This window comes from Nitrospirota bacterium (assembly GCA_030684575.1).
Taxonomy (GTDB): Bacteria; Nitrospirota; Nitrospiria; order Nitrospirales; family Nitrospiraceae; genus Palsa-1315.
Genome location: JAUXVD010000021.1, coordinates 24,977 through 40,509, shown reverse-complemented (window position 1 = coordinate 40,509; position 15,533 = coordinate 24,977). Strand labels below are relative to the sequence as shown.

Annotated in this window: 11 protein-coding genes; 10 read left to right on the top strand and 1 reads right to left on the bottom strand. The window is 58.0% G+C overall.

Annotated features, from left to right (window positions below; genetic code table 11):
- Positions 1-366 precede the first annotated feature (366 nt).
- Positions 367-1,962, bottom strand: a complete 1,596-nt coding sequence (locus Q8N00_15480; protein MDP2384192.1) for a secretin N-terminal domain-containing protein — start codon at positions 1,960-1,962, stop codon at positions 367-369.
- A 503-nt stretch (positions 1,963-2,465) separates the two neighbouring features.
- On the opposite strand from Q8N00_15480, the gene Q8N00_15475 reads away from it, so the two are divergent.
- From Q8N00_15475 to Q8N00_15430, 10 genes are all read left to right on the top strand, one after another.
- The gene (locus Q8N00_15475; protein ID MDP2384191.1) at positions 2,466-6,905 is read left to right on the top strand and encodes a hypothetical protein; all 4,440 of its coding nucleotides are present in this window, start codon (positions 2,466-2,468) and stop codon (positions 6,903-6,905) included.
- A 147-nt stretch (positions 6,906-7,052) separates the two neighbouring features.
- The gene (locus Q8N00_15470) at positions 7,053-7,736 is read left to right on the top strand and encodes a TIGR00266 family protein (GenBank protein ID MDP2384190.1); all 684 of its coding nucleotides are present in this window, start codon (positions 7,053-7,055) and stop codon (positions 7,734-7,736) included.
- 166 nt (positions 7,737-7,902) lie between these two features.
- Positions 7,903-9,045: a M48 family metallopeptidase gene (locus tag Q8N00_15465; protein MDP2384189.1), complete on the top strand. Its 1,143-nt coding sequence runs from the start codon at positions 7,903-7,905 to the stop codon at positions 9,043-9,045.
- Positions 9,046-9,322: 277 nt separating this feature from the next.
- On the top strand, positions 9,323-9,835 hold the full coding sequence (locus tag Q8N00_15460; protein ID MDP2384188.1) for a DUF3015 domain-containing protein: 513 nt from the start codon (positions 9,323-9,325) through the stop codon (positions 9,833-9,835).
- 10 nt (positions 9,836-9,845) lie between these two features.
- Complete coding sequence (locus Q8N00_15455; protein ID MDP2384187.1) at positions 9,846-11,801, top strand: DUF4105 domain-containing protein; 1,956 nt, start codon at positions 9,846-9,848, stop codon at positions 11,799-11,801.
- A gap of 71 nt (positions 11,802-11,872) precedes the next feature.
- Positions 11,873-12,664 carry a class I SAM-dependent methyltransferase gene (locus tag Q8N00_15450; protein MDP2384186.1) on the top strand — a complete coding sequence of 264 codons (792 nt, stop codon included), beginning with the start codon at positions 11,873-11,875 and terminating at the stop codon, positions 12,662-12,664.
- Positions 12,665-12,671: 7 nt separating this feature from the next.
- Positions 12,672-12,944, top strand: a complete 273-nt coding sequence (locus tag Q8N00_15445; GenBank protein ID MDP2384185.1) for a phosphopantetheine-binding protein — start codon at positions 12,672-12,674, stop codon at positions 12,942-12,944.
- A gap of 14 nt (positions 12,945-12,958) precedes the next feature.
- On the top strand, positions 12,959-14,305 hold the full coding sequence (locus Q8N00_15440; protein MDP2384184.1) for an AMP-binding protein: 1,347 nt from the start codon (positions 12,959-12,961) through the stop codon (positions 14,303-14,305).
- Positions 14,295-14,621, top strand: coding sequence for a hypothetical protein (locus tag Q8N00_15435; GenBank protein MDP2384183.1), 327 nt, complete (start codon positions 14,295-14,297; stop codon positions 14,619-14,621). The genes Q8N00_15440 and Q8N00_15435 overlap by 11 nt, the downstream gene beginning before the upstream one ends.
- Entirely contained in the window at positions 14,618-15,514 is an 897-nt protein-coding gene (locus tag Q8N00_15430; protein ID MDP2384182.1) for a lipid A biosynthesis acyltransferase, read from the top strand. The genes Q8N00_15435 and Q8N00_15430 overlap by 4 nt, the downstream gene beginning before the upstream one ends.
- Positions 15,515-15,533 lie beyond the last annotated feature (19 nt).

Here is a 15,533-nt window from a genome sequence, read left to right as displayed (position 1 = left end):
TTTGATCAGCGAGCTGATCGGAAGATCGGTGTGCGGGCGCACTGATCGTGCTGTGGCGCACCACTGAAGCCGATCACAGGGCTCGCCGGGCACCTCCGTCTTTGCCAACTTGTATTTAGGGAGTGACCGTAGCCCACATTTCGTCGAATGTGAAGTCAGGATGCCCGTCCAGAAACGCTATGAGTTCGCTCGTGCATTCACCCTATACATCAGATCGAGTAATCTGCATAGGTGTAACATTGATCCGTTAACGCTACGGTGCGTTCGCGCTGCGTGAAAAATTCCTGACAGCTATTGTGGATGTCGATTGCGGAGACAGCGTTGGGGTGGAGCTATTTGTTGCCGGTTCGGGCGACGACGGCATGCTCAGGGCTGTGGCACCGGCTGAGGGGCTACGGGCTGGTCTGAAGTGGGGGGGACTTGCCGGGAACCATTCGGGCGTTCGAGTTTTTCCAGGACATCTTGCTTGAGCCTTGTGGGCTCCTCGATACGATTTTCTCGCTGCAGGGTTCCCAGCTCCGCTGCTTTGCGGGCGTTCAATTCCACCATGTCTGCTTCATCCCTGACCAGGGTTGGGGTGAGAAACACCAGCAGGCTGAGTTTCTCGGTCGCCCGGCTTTGGAAGCGGAAGAGCCAGCCTAAGAGCGGAATATCTCCAAGGAACGGGACTTTCCGTTCGTTGAGAACGAGATTGTCGCGCACGAGCCCGCCGATGACGATGGTCTGTTGATCTTTCGCAATGGTGGTGGTTTCCATTGACCGTTTGGTCGTGGTCGGTCCTACGGGGACGGATGATGTTCCGCTCCCGATCGTTTGTGACACATTTTCCGCGATCGCGGAAATCTCCTGCTTGATCTCCAAGCGGATCAAGTCGTTTTCTAAGACTTGGGGCGTGAACTCCAGTGTGACGCCCACGTCTTTTCGTTCGATCGTGACGAGCGTACCGCCCGTGATTCCCTGGGCCTGGCCGGTTGGGAAGGGACGATTTTCACCCACGACGATTTTGGCCTTTTGATTGTCTGCGGCAAGTACCTGAGGTGTCGAGAGGACGTTGGTGTCTGTGAGGTTCAGCAACAGTTGAAGAAATGCCCGCACATTGACCGTGTTGAGTACCGTGAATGCTCCCCCTGTTGCCCCACCTGCAGCCACGCCGCTAATGGCCTGCGCAATGGTGGCTAAGTTTTCCGGTGCACTATTGAGTCCGGCAATGCCTTGCAGTGAACCGCTCCTGCCTGAACCGATGACCTGAAGAGGGTCGCTCCCGATCTGTCTGAGCCGGTCGACCTGCACTTCCAGGATGACGGCTTCGACAAAGACCTGTTTCCGGCGCGTATCCAGGTCTCGAATGACAGATTGCAACTTGGTATAGGCGCTTTTGGTCGCACTGATGATGATCGAATTTGTGGCTTTGTCCGCAAAGACTTGAACAGGGGCTTCGAATTCGCTCAAGGGCCTGAACAGCGGTCTCGTGCCCGGTGAGGTTTGTGCCACGGTTTGAGATCGGGCAACGAGATTAGTCAGGATGGCGGCCAGGTCTGTCGCATTGGCATGTTTGAGTTTGTAGACGAATGCGCCTCGCTCTGGAGGAAGGTCCCCCATCGCGACGATCTGATTGACATTGCCTTTCTGGACGACAGCCAGACGGCTCACCTCGAGCGCTGCCACGAACATGCTGTAGGCTTGGTCATGCGTGACCTTGGTCGGGGAATACACACTGATTTTCCCGCCGGCTTTCTTGACGACATCATCCAAGACGAAGTTTTTGCCGGTCAACTCGCTAATGAAACGAACAAAAACAGCGAGTTCAACGTCATTGAAGTCGAGGGAGACGCGACCGGGGGAGCTTGCGCCAGGTTCGGCCCGCAGGGTGAGAGGAAGCAGAAACCCACTCAGTACTGCCAGCAGACAGATGAGCGAGGTCTGCCTGATCCACTTAAATTGTCCGAAAGAGAAAGTACTCATGATTTACAAACAATGAATGTATGCGTATGCGGTGGGGTCGGTAATCCCCCGGATCACATCGATCATGAAGATGGGAATGAACGACCGTACCATAAGCTTGCCATCGACACAACCAAACTACAGCGATGCCTTCGTGCTCGAGCAATGCCTCGAACTTCTTTATTTGTTAGGCTACCGATCATTCATTGTGTCTCGTTTGTCTCCGTCTGAACATTGAGCTGAGCGGCGGAGCTACGCCGTGGCACAGTACCTGTTGCTGATTTCTGACAGCCTTGTTCATTTTTGACGACCAGACGGGACAAGGGGGGAATAACGGTATCGACTAACTCCTCAATAAGATAGGGGTGCTCAAATTATATGTGAAAGCTGTAATGGCATTGGGATTGCAGTTCTCTGCTTGGTTTGCCCCTCGACGAGCGTGAGCCTCCACACGGATGTGAATTTTTGGCAAAGTGGCTTGGGGAGCCATGTTGCACCTTTTAATGATCTGCTAAGGTTGAAGCGTGCGGACGGATAAAACTCCCCCTCAAAAAACGGACAAAAAGGCTCCATCCCGGGCACCGAAGCGGGGTCTTGTCGGCTACAGCAAGAAGAGCGCACTGCTCGAAGAAGCCATCACGCACATGAATGCCGGCAAATACGGCCGGACGTCAGCTGCGTTGAAAGAGCTGCTCACTCTTGATCCTCATAATACGGAAGCTCGCCGGCTCTTTGCCACGCTGCATTTGCGACTCGGCAGCCTCGTTACGGCTCGGCAGGCATTTGAATCTCTTGCCAATGAAGCGATCGGCAGGCAAGACTTTTGGTTAGCCGAATCCCTCTTGCGTGAATACTTAGCGGCTGGCCCTCGGTGCGTGCCATTTCTCGAACAGTTGGCGCATGTGTATGAGGAGAAGGGTGATGCCATGGCCGCAGTGGCCGAATTGGGCAAGGCCATCGATATTCTCATCGAGAGTCCCGACTCTGACAATCCCAAGAAGCCGTCTCAGCTCTATGCCAAGGTGAGAACGCTTGCACCGGCCAGCTCTGTGGCGTTTCAGTTCGCCTCGCTCTTCGACATACAAACCGGTGATTATTTAGGGTCAGCTCCGGTCGTCGCTGAAGCAGCGACGTTAGCAGAAGTCGATACTGTCCCGCCTCAGGATGTAATCCTTGCTCCCACTGAAGAGGCGAGTTCTTCTGGTGTGATGTCATGGGAGCCGGGCGATCGTGCTCCGAGCCATCAAGATGTTCCGCTACCTGCGACATCGAGTCCCGTCATTGAATCGAGCGAGGTTCCGGAGGTCTTGATCGACTCGGTACCTGTCTCTTCGATCCCTCAGGAATTGCTGGTTCCACTGTCCGAGTCGACGGAGCTAATCCTGTCAGCCGATGCTCCCGGACAGGATCATTTGCCAGAGATGTCGTGCTTGCCGAGTTCCGGGGAAGTTCCGTCTGCCCCTCCGATGGTATCGGCCGAGCCGTCGCTTTCGTCTTTCGAACATCGAGATATTGGGATTGGGCAGCCAATGTTCGAATTGCCCCCCTCTGTTGTGGGAGAAGGGCCTATTCCGGACATATTAGAGGAGCGTGCAACGGAGGTCGGGATATCCATTCCCTCTCCCGTCGAATCGCCGCAGTTGTCCGCTCCCATGCCTTGGGAACAGATCGAGCATTCCAATATCAGAATTGAAGATGCGGCGCCGTCGATAGCTCCTCCCGCTCAATCGGATGAGGCCCCACTCTTTGGGGCCGAATCGTTTCCTGCTTCGCCCAGCATGGCACAGTCTGGACCTGCATCCGATCAGGCGGCCAGCCTGACTCTTTCCCAGGAATTGCCAGAGCCGAGTCAGTCGTCCGGGGTGGATTCGGCGATGAGCCCCGCGGTGGTCGCAGAGCCTGACGTGCCGCCGCTCTCCTTCATAGCTCAGACAGAATCGGAGGTGCCGACGCCGGTGAGTTTTGAGTTTACGCCGGAGCTGACGGTGCCGAGTGCGTTGATCGATGCGGTGGATTCGCCGGCAAGCCCTGCAGTGGTCGCGGAGCCTGACGTGCCGCCATTCTCCTTCATGGCTCAGCCAGAATCGGAGGCAGCGCTGCCGCCGAGTTCTGAGTTTACGCCAGAGCCGGCGGTGCCGAGTGTATTGAGCGATGCGGTGGATTCGCCGGCAAGCCCCGCGGTGGTCGCAGAGCCTGACGTGCCGCCGTTCTCCTTCCTGTCGCAGCCAGTATTGGAGGAAGTGCTGCCGGCGAGTCCGGTGTTTGTGCCGGAGCCGACGCTGCCGAGTGCATTGAGCGATGCGGTGGTTTCAGAGCCTGAAGCCCCGACCCCTTCTGTCGCAGATTCTCCTGCATCTGTTCCGTTTTCATGGAACTCCGTGTTTGATGGCGCATGGAAGTTTGGCGTGGGAACTTCGGCGCCGAGCTCGCCTGGCTCATTCTCCAGGCCGGATATGATCCCACAGGATGCGAGGGAGTTGGAATCAGGTCAGCCTGAATTAGCGCCAGAGCCAGCGCTCGCCGACCCCGTCAGCACCGCAGCACCAGCACCGCCATTCTCTTTCACGGAACCAGGTCCAGTGCCATCGGTTCAGGCTTCAGGCTTGAATGCAGAGCGTGACTCGATCTCAAAAACAGCTGTAATCAGAGAGCCAGACCCTTCTGAATCCGTCGCGGCGTTTCTATCGGAAGAGCCCTTGCGTCAGGAAGAGGCATCGACTCTTTCGGTCGAGATTGCACATGTTCTTGAGGTGGACCTTCCAGTGCAGACGATGTCGGAGCCCATCGAACTCGCTCGCGAGGCTGAGCCCCTATCGTCCCCATTTTCCATGGATCCTCAGCCTGTGGCGTCATTTCAAGACGCCGCCGCTCCGGAGACTTCATCTTCAGTGGTGATTCCGGAAGCACTACCCGCACCGGAGGCTTTTTCAGCAGTCAACGATGAAGTAACCAGTACAGCAGTCCAGACTGCCGAGGCTCCTCCGCTCTCTGAAACAACCAGTGCGGAGTCAGCGGTGCTATTGGCTCCGATAGAGACCCCCTCACATTGGAGCACTGGCGAAGTCGAGGTGCAAACACATCGTCCGACTGATAAAAAACGAAACTGGGACAAGGAAAAAGGGGAAGCGACAGGCGTTCCCCCAGCTCCCGTGCCGGTGGTAGAGGAATATGAGCCGGTTGTCATGCCGCGAGCCGATTGGGAGTCGGCTCCCTCTGAGGCGCTTCCTCCTGCAGTTGAAGCAGTGGCTCCCGTCGTAGAGCCAGTGGTTCATGAAGTGGATACGAGACCGGAATGGATGCGGGCGAGTGAGTCGATTACATTTGTGACTCCTAGTCCCTCCTCTCCGGCAACGTGGCAGGATTCCGGCATCGAATCTGTCCCGTCCAAGCCGGAACCTGCATTCTCGGTCGCTGCGTCGGCGGTGGATGTCCTGTTTGACTCGACGGGGCAGAGACCCCAGGCTCCCACGCAGTATCGCACGGCGCAGTCACGACCTTTCCCATTGTTTGCGACGAGGGTGGCTCGGATCCGCAGTGGCCTCTCATCGATGATCGGGTCCTGTTTTTCGACGACGCAATCGATGGTCATGCTTTGCTTGGTGTTGGCGCTTGCCTGTGCGGCCCTGGTCGCGATCGGGATCGGAGGGGTGGGAGTGGCCTGGCTCGTCATGGAAGAGCCCCCGACCCCGGCCTATCGCAACCTGACGGCTAGCTCCCCTCAGGCGCATATAGACCCACGAAAGAACGGGTACTTTATGCTGCTTGGTTTCGGCTCGTCTTCGGAACGGGACCCACTCCAAGCTGGTTATGAGAGGAAGGCCGAGGGACGGGAACTCCAGGCGGCACAGGCCTGTATGGCCGGTGATGAAGGGGCAGGGAGGACGACCACCGGGGCCTCTGCCAATGTGTTGAGAGGGTGGTTCAGCGGTACCGACCCCGTGGCGCAGATGAAGCCGCAGGCTGCAGCCGTACGATCATGGGTGGCTCAAGAAGCGGTCGGCCTCACGCGGTATCAACAATGGTTGTCGATGCCGTTTGAAGATGTAGGGTACGGACACATCGTGAGTCCAAACTGTGCACAAGTTCTGCTGGCCCATCGGCTGTATCTGGCAGAAGGGTTTGCGCAGGATCTCAACACCGGGCTTGGACGACTTGAAAGCGATATGGGGTCCTGGCGCGTCGCGCTGGGACAGTCGAAGACGTTGATGGTCAAGATGTTGGCCGCGACGGCAGTCCAGGACGATGTGGCCATTGCGTCCGGACTCTTGACCCGTCAGGACCTCGATGCGGCAGCCATCGGTCGGCTTGGCAAGATCGTTCGCCCCCTCGATCAGGTAGAACTATCCCTCCGGTGGCCGATGCAGAGCCATTTCGTGTGGGCCACGAAGACGGTGCCGAGCAGCCTGAAGAACGACAAGACCGATGAGCGTCCGCTGTACGTTTCCCTCGCAGCGGCGATGCCCCTCCCCGTGCAGCGTCGGGCCAACGCCTATGCGGACTATTACGAGGCGGCGAGCAAAGCCGTGGCCGAAGGGCGCTACACCAACTTGCCGAAACCATCCAGCTTCATCCGGACTCCCGCGGTCAGCGCGTTGGATTATGTGGCCAATCCGGTCGAGCACATCGTCGGTATCGAGCCGCTTCCCTCATGGGATCCCTACGTCGGACGAATTGTGGAGACCGATGCTCGACTTCGTTTGGCGGGCCTGCAAGTCTGGATTAGACGAGGGCCGCAAGAGGGGAATGTCCTCACGCGTCTTGCAAAGGCGGGGCAAGCCTACTACGACCCCTTCACGGGTCTTCCCATGCTGGTCAACCAGCAGAGGGGCGTGATGTATAGTGTCGGGCAAGACGGCAAGGATCAAGATGGCGATCTCCGTCTCGATGTTGCGGCTACCATTCCCACGATTCAAACGGTTGCGATTGAGAGCAGCCGCTCCATGTCTCCCTCTCGACCCAAGTAATCCATGTCTCTCTCCCCTCCGTGATCAACAAGCGTTGATCCATTTGCTCGCGCTGGCTGCTTGACACTGCCGGTGGTATTCCAGAGAATCGTCGACGCAACGAACGGACAACAGTTCGAAAGACTCACATGTGATGGAGAGACAAAGATGAAGAGCGAGATCTTATATCCAGGGGCATTTCCGATGGTGCGGGTGGATTTGGCAGCGGGCGAGTCGATCAAGGCCGAGTCTGGTGCGATGGTGGCCTGTTCGCCGACCATCGACATCGAAAGCAAAATGGAAGGTGGGTTTCTTGGAGCCCTGTCGCGAAAGTTCCTGACGGGAGAGAAGTTTTTCTTCCAAACGCTGCGTGCCAGCCGTGGTCCCGGTGAAGCCTTGCTGGCGCCGACCGTCCCAGGTGAAATCGTCATCTTGGAACTCGATGGCGTGAACGAATACATGGTGCAGAAAGACGGTTTCCTTGCAGGCGCCGACGCGATCGTGATCGAAAGCAAAATGCAGAGCCTGAGCCGTGGTTTATTGGGCGGAGAAGGCTTCTTCATCTTGAAAATCAGCGGGAAAGGGACGCTGGTCCTGAACAGCTTTGGGGCGATTCACAAGATCGAGTTGAAGCCAGATCAGGAATACATCGTGGACAACAGCCACTTGGTGGCCTGGTCTGCCACCACGACTTACAACATCGAAAAGGCCACGTCTGGATGGGTCGCCAGCTTCACCTCTGGCGAGGGATTTGTGTGCCGGTTCCGAGGGCCCGGACTTGTGTACATTCAAAGCCGGAATCCAGGCAGTTTCGGAGCGTGGATCAGGCAATTCATCCCCGTCTCCGAGTAGCGGATGCTCAAAACGCCGGCCAACGTCGTTCTCGGCTCGAAACAATCCTCAACGTACCCCGAAGGGTACGCCTCCGGTTGTCTCTCGCCTGCGGCCTTGTTGGTCGCCGTTTTGAGCATCCGCACGAAGGCACTCCATCTTTAATGAATCAATCGTCAATCACCCCATGACTCAATTTCTTCCCAACGCCCTTTGTTTCGGTAACGAGTTTCCCGCCAGCGGTGCTCCTTGCGTCGTCCAGGTCGATGGGGAGGGTCTCACGATCATCATCGAGTCTGAGGGGACCGAGGGTGCGCGAGAGGTGATCCCGTTTTCTGCACTCACTGTCTCGGCAGGCGGGCTCGACTATGACCATCTCGTGGTGAAGTGGGCTCACGCACAGGGGGAGCGGAGGCTCTATCTCAAAAACCACGACGTGATACGCGCCTTCCGCCAAGCCGCGCCGGATCATTTGAGCGCTCCGTTTGAACAGGCGGCCGAGCGGGTGCGGCAGGTGCGGCATCGCCATCGTGTCCTGTGGGCTGCCGTCGGCGGTTCGATTCTCTCCCTGGTACTGGGCCTCTGGTTCGGAGCCGATCTGTTGGTCGAGGTCGCCGTGAGCCGGATTCCGGTGGAGTGGGAGCAAAAGCTGGGGGAATCGGCCTATCGGGACTTTCTTGCCCATCAAGAGGTGATGACGGAAGGTCCGGCAGTCACTGCGCTGGGAGAGATGACACAGCGGCTGACCGAACAGATCGCCAACAATCCCTATACGTTTGAAGTGACCGTCGTGAAGAGCGACGTCGTCAATGCCTTCGCGCTGCCAGGCGGGCATGTGGTGGTGTTCACCGGGCTCATGAAAAAAGCGGACAGCGGTGAAGAAGTGGCGGGCGTCATGAGCCATGAGCTCAACCATGTGTTGCAGCGCCATGGGCTTGAGCGGGTCGTCAAGAGTCTTGGGCTGATGACCGTAGTGGCGATTGTGCTCGGTGATCAACAGGGCCTCGTCGGGATGATGAAGCAAGTCGGCGTCGAACTGCTCACCCTTAAATTCGGCCGGGAGCAGGAGACCGAAGCGGACGTGACGGGTTTGCAACTGCTTCAGCGGGCCAAGATCGATCCCGCCGGCATGATCAAGTTTTTCGAGCGGCTCTCGGAAAAAGACGAGGGGCGGATGGGATGGCTCTCGACGCATCCGATGAGCACAGCCAGGGCCGAACGACTGAAGGCGGAGTTAGCGGCCTTGCCGAAGAAATCTCCGGAGCCCTTTACGTTCAATTGGAAACAGGTCCAGGCCTCGCTCGGATCTCCGCCGGTCGTCGCTCCGTGAGCCGGAAGAACACGATTCGACTTGGTGTCATTGCCGATACCCACGGTCTCTATGATCCGGCTGATGAAGAAGGTCGATCATTGGAATAGCGGGATCAAAGGAAGCGGAGAGATACAGGACAAATGAATGGGGGCGGTCCTGTTCTTCGGGATGATCGTGGACCGGCGAGCAGGAAAAAAATTGTGGCACTCTCGAATAGTTAGGCTATAATTGCCGAAGTTATTGAGTCATATCGTGGCCGTGCGACTCACCACCATCATTATTATGAGGAGGGCCTATGAAAAAAGTGATTATGCTCGGAATGGTAGGAGTGTTTCTGGCGATGCAGGGTGGACTTGCGATGGCAGCCAATCCTGACACCGGACCAGGCTGTGGTCTCGGCAAGTTGGCCTGGCAGAATTATCCCCACCAGAAGGTCATCGGTATCCAGACCATGGAAGCGACCACGAACGGGCTCATGGGCAACCAGACGTTCGGGATCACCAGCGGGACATCCGGCTGCACCAACGATGGTAAGTTCTGGGCGGAGCACAAGGTCAATGCCTTTGCAGCCTTGAATTTCGAGAACCTGTCTCAGGATATGGCGCAGGGCCATGGCGAGCATATCGCGTCCTTGGCGACGCTCATGGGGATTCCCGCCGATCAACAACCGGCGTTTTTTGCCATGACGCAGGAAAAGTATGCGTCGCTCGTCACCGCGGGTGAAACCTCCCCGGTTGCGATGGTGAAGGCGCTCAACGAAGCGGTGGCCACGCATCCGATGCTGGCCAAAGTTTCACTGAAGCAGTAACGGTGTCTCCGTGGGGTTCCGGTCTCATGTGCTGGAACCCCACGGTCTTTTCCGGGATATCTTTTTCTTTTTCCTCTTCCTCGTCGTCCTCCTCGGTCCCGGTTCTGTTTCAAGCTGGGCCGCTCAATCCGACGACGTCTCCTATCTGAACGAACTCATTGATCGTGCCGTTGTGGAGCGCCTCGCCGATGAGCGTGAATGGCAGGTCTTGCTGCATTACCATCGGACTCTCTTCGGAGGGATCGAGAGCATGCAAGACGATCCTGGCTTCTTCCTGTCTCCGGACGGCAAGACCGATTCTCAGGCCGAGTTGGCGGCGACCCTGGCAAAATTTTTCTCAGATGAACTCGTCGGGCGCTCAAAGCAGCCGGCGCAATGCGCCTTTATCGCTCGGTATTATTGGCTCAACGAGCGACTTCAATTCGACGGGCGCCGATTGCCCCAGCAGCCGTGCGAACGGTTCACGCGCTGGTTCGACGATTTCAATGCGGCTGCGATCACCGTCATCTTTCCGACCGGGTTCATGAATAACCCCTCCTCCATGTTCGGCCACACATTTCTACGCGTGGACGGAAAGGAGCAGACGCCGCAGACCCGCATCCTCGCCTATACGATCAACTACGCGGCACAATTGCCGCCCGATGCGGGGATTGAATATGCGGTCAAGGGTGTCTTCGGGGCGTATCCTGGATATTTTTCGACCATTCCGTACTATCTCAAGGTGCAGGAATATCGCGACATCGATAATCGGGATATTTGGGAGTACCGACTCAATCTGACGGCCCCGCAAATCAGGCGACTCCTCATGCATGCGTGGGAGTTGGGGAACGCCTATTTCGATTACTTTTTCTTCGGTGAAAACTGCGCCTATCACATCCTCTCTCTCATTGAAGTAGCCGAGCCCTCGATCCATCTACTCGACCGGTTTCCGCTCTACACGATTCCGGTCGATACCGTTCGGCTGCTGCGGGAGTCCGGGCTGGTCGACGAAGTGGTATCCCGGCCATCCAGGAGTACGTTGGTGCGGCGCAAGCGCGCGTCGATGGCGATCGAAGAGCGAACCTGGTTCGATCGCCTGATCCGAAATCCCGCAGAGCTACAGGCAGAGGGGTTCCGCCTGTTGCAGCCGGATCGACAGGCCTTCGTATTGGAAACGGCATCGGACTATCTCCTGCAGCATAGTGCGGTCGGGGGAGAAGAGGGTGCGCCATTTCGAGATAAGAATCGAACGATCCTGCGTGCCAGAAGCGAATTGAAAGTGACGCCGCGTGATGTATCGGTCGAGCCCTATGTCACACGGCCTGATTTGGGTCATGGAACCAGTCGAATCTCAACGGGAGCCGGATGGCGCAACCATCGTGCGTTTGAAGAAGCGACCCTCCGTGCAGCCTACCAAGACCTGTTGGATCCGGAGCCGGGGTTCACCCCCAATGCGCAAATAGAAATCATGTCGGTATCGGTACGCCACTACCATCACCAATCGCAGGCCCGCGTCGAGAAGTTTAGCCCGATCAATATTGTTTCGCTGGCTCCGATGGATTCACTTTCTCAGCTGCCCTCCTGGAAGGTGAACCTGGGGATGCAGACGATCCGGCACAACGGCTGCCAACTCTGCAGCAACGGCGTATTCAACGGAGGCATCGGCGCTGCGGCAGAGACCCATCTGCTGAAGCGGGAAGTCTATTTCGCCTTTGCAGAAGCGGAAGCCAACTACAGCAGAGCCTACGAAGAGCGGCATCGGATTGGAGGCGGCGGGACGGTCGGGATGTTGACCGACGTAACGGATCGCTGGAAGTTGATGCTGTCTGGCTCCTATTTACGGTATGCACTCGGAGACAAGTCCGACGACATCCGCTGGTATGCCGGGTCGCGCTATACGCTCTCGCAGAACTGGGCGTTGCGGCTGGAATATAACCACCGGGACCGGGATAATGACCTGGTCTTCTCCGTCCAAGCCTTTTTCTAATTGGCATCGCCCCTTGCCCGTACCAGAGAGTCCTGCTACAAGAGTGAGTCACGGGTTTCCAGGAGCCCATCATGAGTTACAGGACAGATCCATCCAGTGAGCAGCCCGCATCCCACGTACCGATGGTGCCTGTCGCGCCCCATCCCCCCTTGCGCCGATACTATTCCGAGGACGAGAAACGGCAAGTGTTTCTGAATGAGCTGTTCGATCGGACAGCCTATCAGTATCGCCATATCGATATGGCCACCGGATTCGGTTCTGGGATCTGGTATCGGAAAAAGGCGCTCCGGGAAGCGGGACTGAAGCCCGGGATGCATATGCTCGATGTCGCCTGCGGGCCTGGGTTAGTCTCGCAAGGTGCCCATGAATTGGTTGGCCCATCCGGTAGAGTGGTTGGGCTGGATCCGAGCATGGGCATGTTGCGGGAGGCTCAGAAGGGCCCCTGCCGGAATGTGGTGCGAGGCATAGGAGAGCAGCTGCCCTTTCCCGATCAGAGTTTCGATTTCTTGAGCATGGGTTATGCCATGCGGCATGTCTCCGATTTGAAGACCGCGTTTGCTGAGTATCGGCGCGTGCTCAAGCCAGGAGGGATCGTGCTGCTGCTAGACATCTGTCGGCCTCGTTCTCCGCTGCTGCTGTCCCTGTCGCGCTTTTACATCAAGACGGTCATGGGCATCGCCTTTGCCGCCTCGACCGGGAATCGGGACATGAAAACATTGATGGCCTATTGGTGGGATACGACCGAGTTTTGTGTTTCGCCGGAGACGATCCTCGGCGCGTTACGGGAGGTCGGGTTGACCGATTGTTCGCTGCACGAGTTATTCAACGGACTCTTGCGGGACTACCGGGCCGTGAAAGCCTAGCACGAATATGGAAGATTCAAAGTCACTGCCGCTTGAACAAGAGGTCGCGAACTTGATCGTCCAGACGCTCAAGCTGAAGATCGATCCGGCTACGATCCAGCCTGACGCCGCGCTGTTCGGAGAGGGGCTCGGCCTCGACTCGATCGATGCCTTGGAGCTTTCGCTGGCCATTTCACAAACGTACGGCTATCAACTCAAGTCGAGCGATCCAGATATCAAAGCGATCTTTTCCTCCCTGCGGGCGTTGGCCAACGCGATTGTGAAGAACCGCACGAAGTGACCGCGGGTGGGGCCATGCACGATAGCCCTTTGATCGGCCCCTACAGTCCGGACGATGTGCTGGCGCATGAGCCGGATGGTTCACGCTCGGCGCGGCAGTTTTTATCCGACGTCGCTCGACTCGCGGAGTCCTTGCCCGATCGGCTCACCGTCATCAATCTCGCAACGAGCCGCTACGAGTTTCTGGTGGGATTTGCCGCGGCCATTCTCCGGCGGCAGTTGACGTTGCTGCCTCAAAGCCGGGCGGTCCAGACCCTTCGCCGCATCGCCGGCGATTACCCCGAGAGTTACGCCCTGACCGATCGTGACGAGAGGATCGACGGGATCGAATCTGTCGCGATGCCACATCGACGGGGCCTGGCTCCCTGGCCGGATGAGATTCCCCTGGTCCCCTTGAATCAAGTCGTGGCGATCGCCTTCACCTCCGGGAGCACAGGCCAGCCGATGCCCAACAAGAAAACGTGGGGGGCGTTGACGTCCGTGGCTTACGCAACCGGATCCAGGCTTGGGATCACAGGCGGCGATCGCGCCTCGGTGGTGGCCACCGTTCCGCATCAACATATGTTCGGCCTCGAAGCCTCCGTCATGTTGCCCCTCATGCATGGATTGGTCATGCATGCCGGGCGACCGCTCTTCCCGGCCGACATCCTGAGCGCATTGGCCGACGTCGAGGGGCGAAGGATTCTCGTGACCACACCCTTGCATCTTCGCGCCTGCATGACCGAAGGCGTGAGAATGCCGCCGGTCGGGCTGATCCTCTCCGCCACCGCTCCCCTTTCTCAGGACTTGGCCCAAGAAGCTGAACGGCATTTTCACACCGAGGTACACGAAATTTTCGGATTTGCCGAAGCCGGCAGTGTCGCGGAGCGACGGACGACTGCGGGCAATTCCTGGCGGCCCTTAGATGGAGTGCGGCTTCAATCCAGCGAGAGGGGGTGGACCGTAGAGACGGACTACCTTCCCGCTCCGGTTCGGGTGCCGGATCGTATTACGGTCGATGCGCAGGGGCTGTTCGTCGTCCATGGCCGTGAAGCAGACCAGATCAATGTCGCCGGCCATCGGGTATCGCTCGGCGACTTGAATCAAAAACTGCTGGAGGTCGAGGGGGTGCAGGACGGTGTGTTCTATTTGCCCGAGGAGGGCTCCGACTTCGTCACCAGGCTGATGGCCTTTGTCGTGGCTCCGGGAAAAACCAGCGAGGAGATTCAGCGCGCGTTACGGACCCACATCGATCCGGTGTTTCTCCCGCGTCCCTTGGTCTGTGTGCCCAGTCTTCCTCGCAATGCCACAGGAAAATTACCACAGGAATCGGTACGTGAGCTGGCCCGGCAATGGCTGGCAGGGCAGGGCCATGGTACATGAGTGGGTGCTCTCCATCAGCCATGATCATCCATCGCTGGCTGGGCATTTCCCCGGCTATCCCGTCGTGCCTGGCGTGGTCCTGCTGAACGAAGTGCTCGACGTCCTGCGTCGGGGATTGGCTGCGCCATTGATGGTGAAGGGCCTGCCGATAGTGAAATTTTCTTCTCCGATCCGGCCGGGCGAGGCCGTGACCATTCGTGTGAATGAAGAGGCAGCCGGGCAGGCCACATTTTCTTGCCGGGTGGATGGCCGCCTCGTGGCGTCCGGTACCATCGAGTTCATGCCTGGCGCGACGGCGCACAGGGAACGGCCGTGAGCCTCGCTTGGCAGCAGCAGCAGGAACGCGGGAGTCCGACGGCCATCCGGGTGATGGCCTGGGTGGCGCAATCGCTGGGCCGTCCGACCGCTCGGGTCCTGCTCCATCCGATCTGTCTGTACTTTCTGTTGGCCTCAGGGTCTGCCAGCCTCGCGATCGGGCAATTTCGCGAGCGGCTGTTCGGTCGGCCGGTGACGTGGCGCGATCTCTATCGCCATTATCGTGCCTTCGCCTCAACGATCCTTGACCGGGTCTATTTTCTGCGGGGCCGGTTCGATCTGTTCGACATTCAGATCCATGGGTTAGAGGTGTTGGACCGGGAGTTGGCGAAAGGCCGTGGCTGTGTGCTCCTGGGGTCGCACCTTGGAAGTTTTGAAGTCGTGCGGGCCGTAGGACTGTCCCGTCAGCACATCGAGATCCGCGTCCTGATGGACGAGCAGAACGCGCCCTTGATTCGTCACCTGATTCAGGAGTTGAATCCCACCGTCGCCGAGACGGTCATTCAGGTCGGCGGAGCCGGCACCATGCTGCACGTAAAGGAATGTCTGGATAGGGGTGGTGTCGTCGGGATCATGGGCGATCGTGTGATGCAGCATGACCGGACTGTCGCCTGTACCTTCTTGGGGGGGCAGGCCAGATTCCCAACCGGCGCGATGCGATTGGCCCGCGTCGTCCATGCCCCGGTGGTCCTGTTCTTCGGGCTGTACCGGGGAGGGAACCGTTATGAGGTGCATCTCGAGTCCTTTAGCGACGGGATGGAGCTGTCGCCCGATCAGCGCGCCATCGATTTGCAGCAGTGGACGCAGCGGTATGCCGATCGCCTCGAGGCATATTGCCGCCTCGCGCCGGATAATTGGTTTAATTTCTATGAATTTTGGAACGAGAAGCAGTAACAGGATGTTGAACAGGTCC

Bases quoted from the DNA above. Each gene is read 5' to 3' on its own strand.
- Q8N00_15450 (MDP2384186.1), top strand. From the start codon at position 11,873: ATGAGTTACAGGACAGATCCATCCAGTGAGCAGCCCGCATCCCACGTA.
- Q8N00_15435 (MDP2384183.1), top strand. From the start codon at position 14,295: ATGGTACATGAGTGGGTGCTCTCCATCAGCCATGATCATCCATCGCTG.
- Q8N00_15460 (MDP2384188.1), top strand. From the start codon at position 9,323: ATGAAAAAAGTGATTATGCTCGGAATGGTAGGAGTGTTTCTGGCGATG.
- Q8N00_15445 (MDP2384185.1), top strand. From the start codon at position 12,672: ATGGAAGATTCAAAGTCACTGCCGCTTGAACAAGAGGTCGCGAACTTG.
- Q8N00_15465 (MDP2384189.1), top strand. From the start codon at position 7,903: ATGACTCAATTTCTTCCCAACGCCCTTTGTTTCGGTAACGAGTTTCCC.
- Q8N00_15470 (MDP2384190.1), top strand. From the start codon at position 7,053: ATGAAGAGCGAGATCTTATATCCAGGGGCATTTCCGATGGTGCGGGTG.
- Q8N00_15480 (MDP2384192.1), bottom strand. From the start codon at position 1,962: ATGAGTACTTTCTCTTTCGGACAATTTAAGTGGATCAGGCAGACCTCG.
- Q8N00_15440 (MDP2384184.1), top strand. From the start codon at position 12,959: ATGCACGATAGCCCTTTGATCGGCCCCTACAGTCCGGACGATGTGCTG.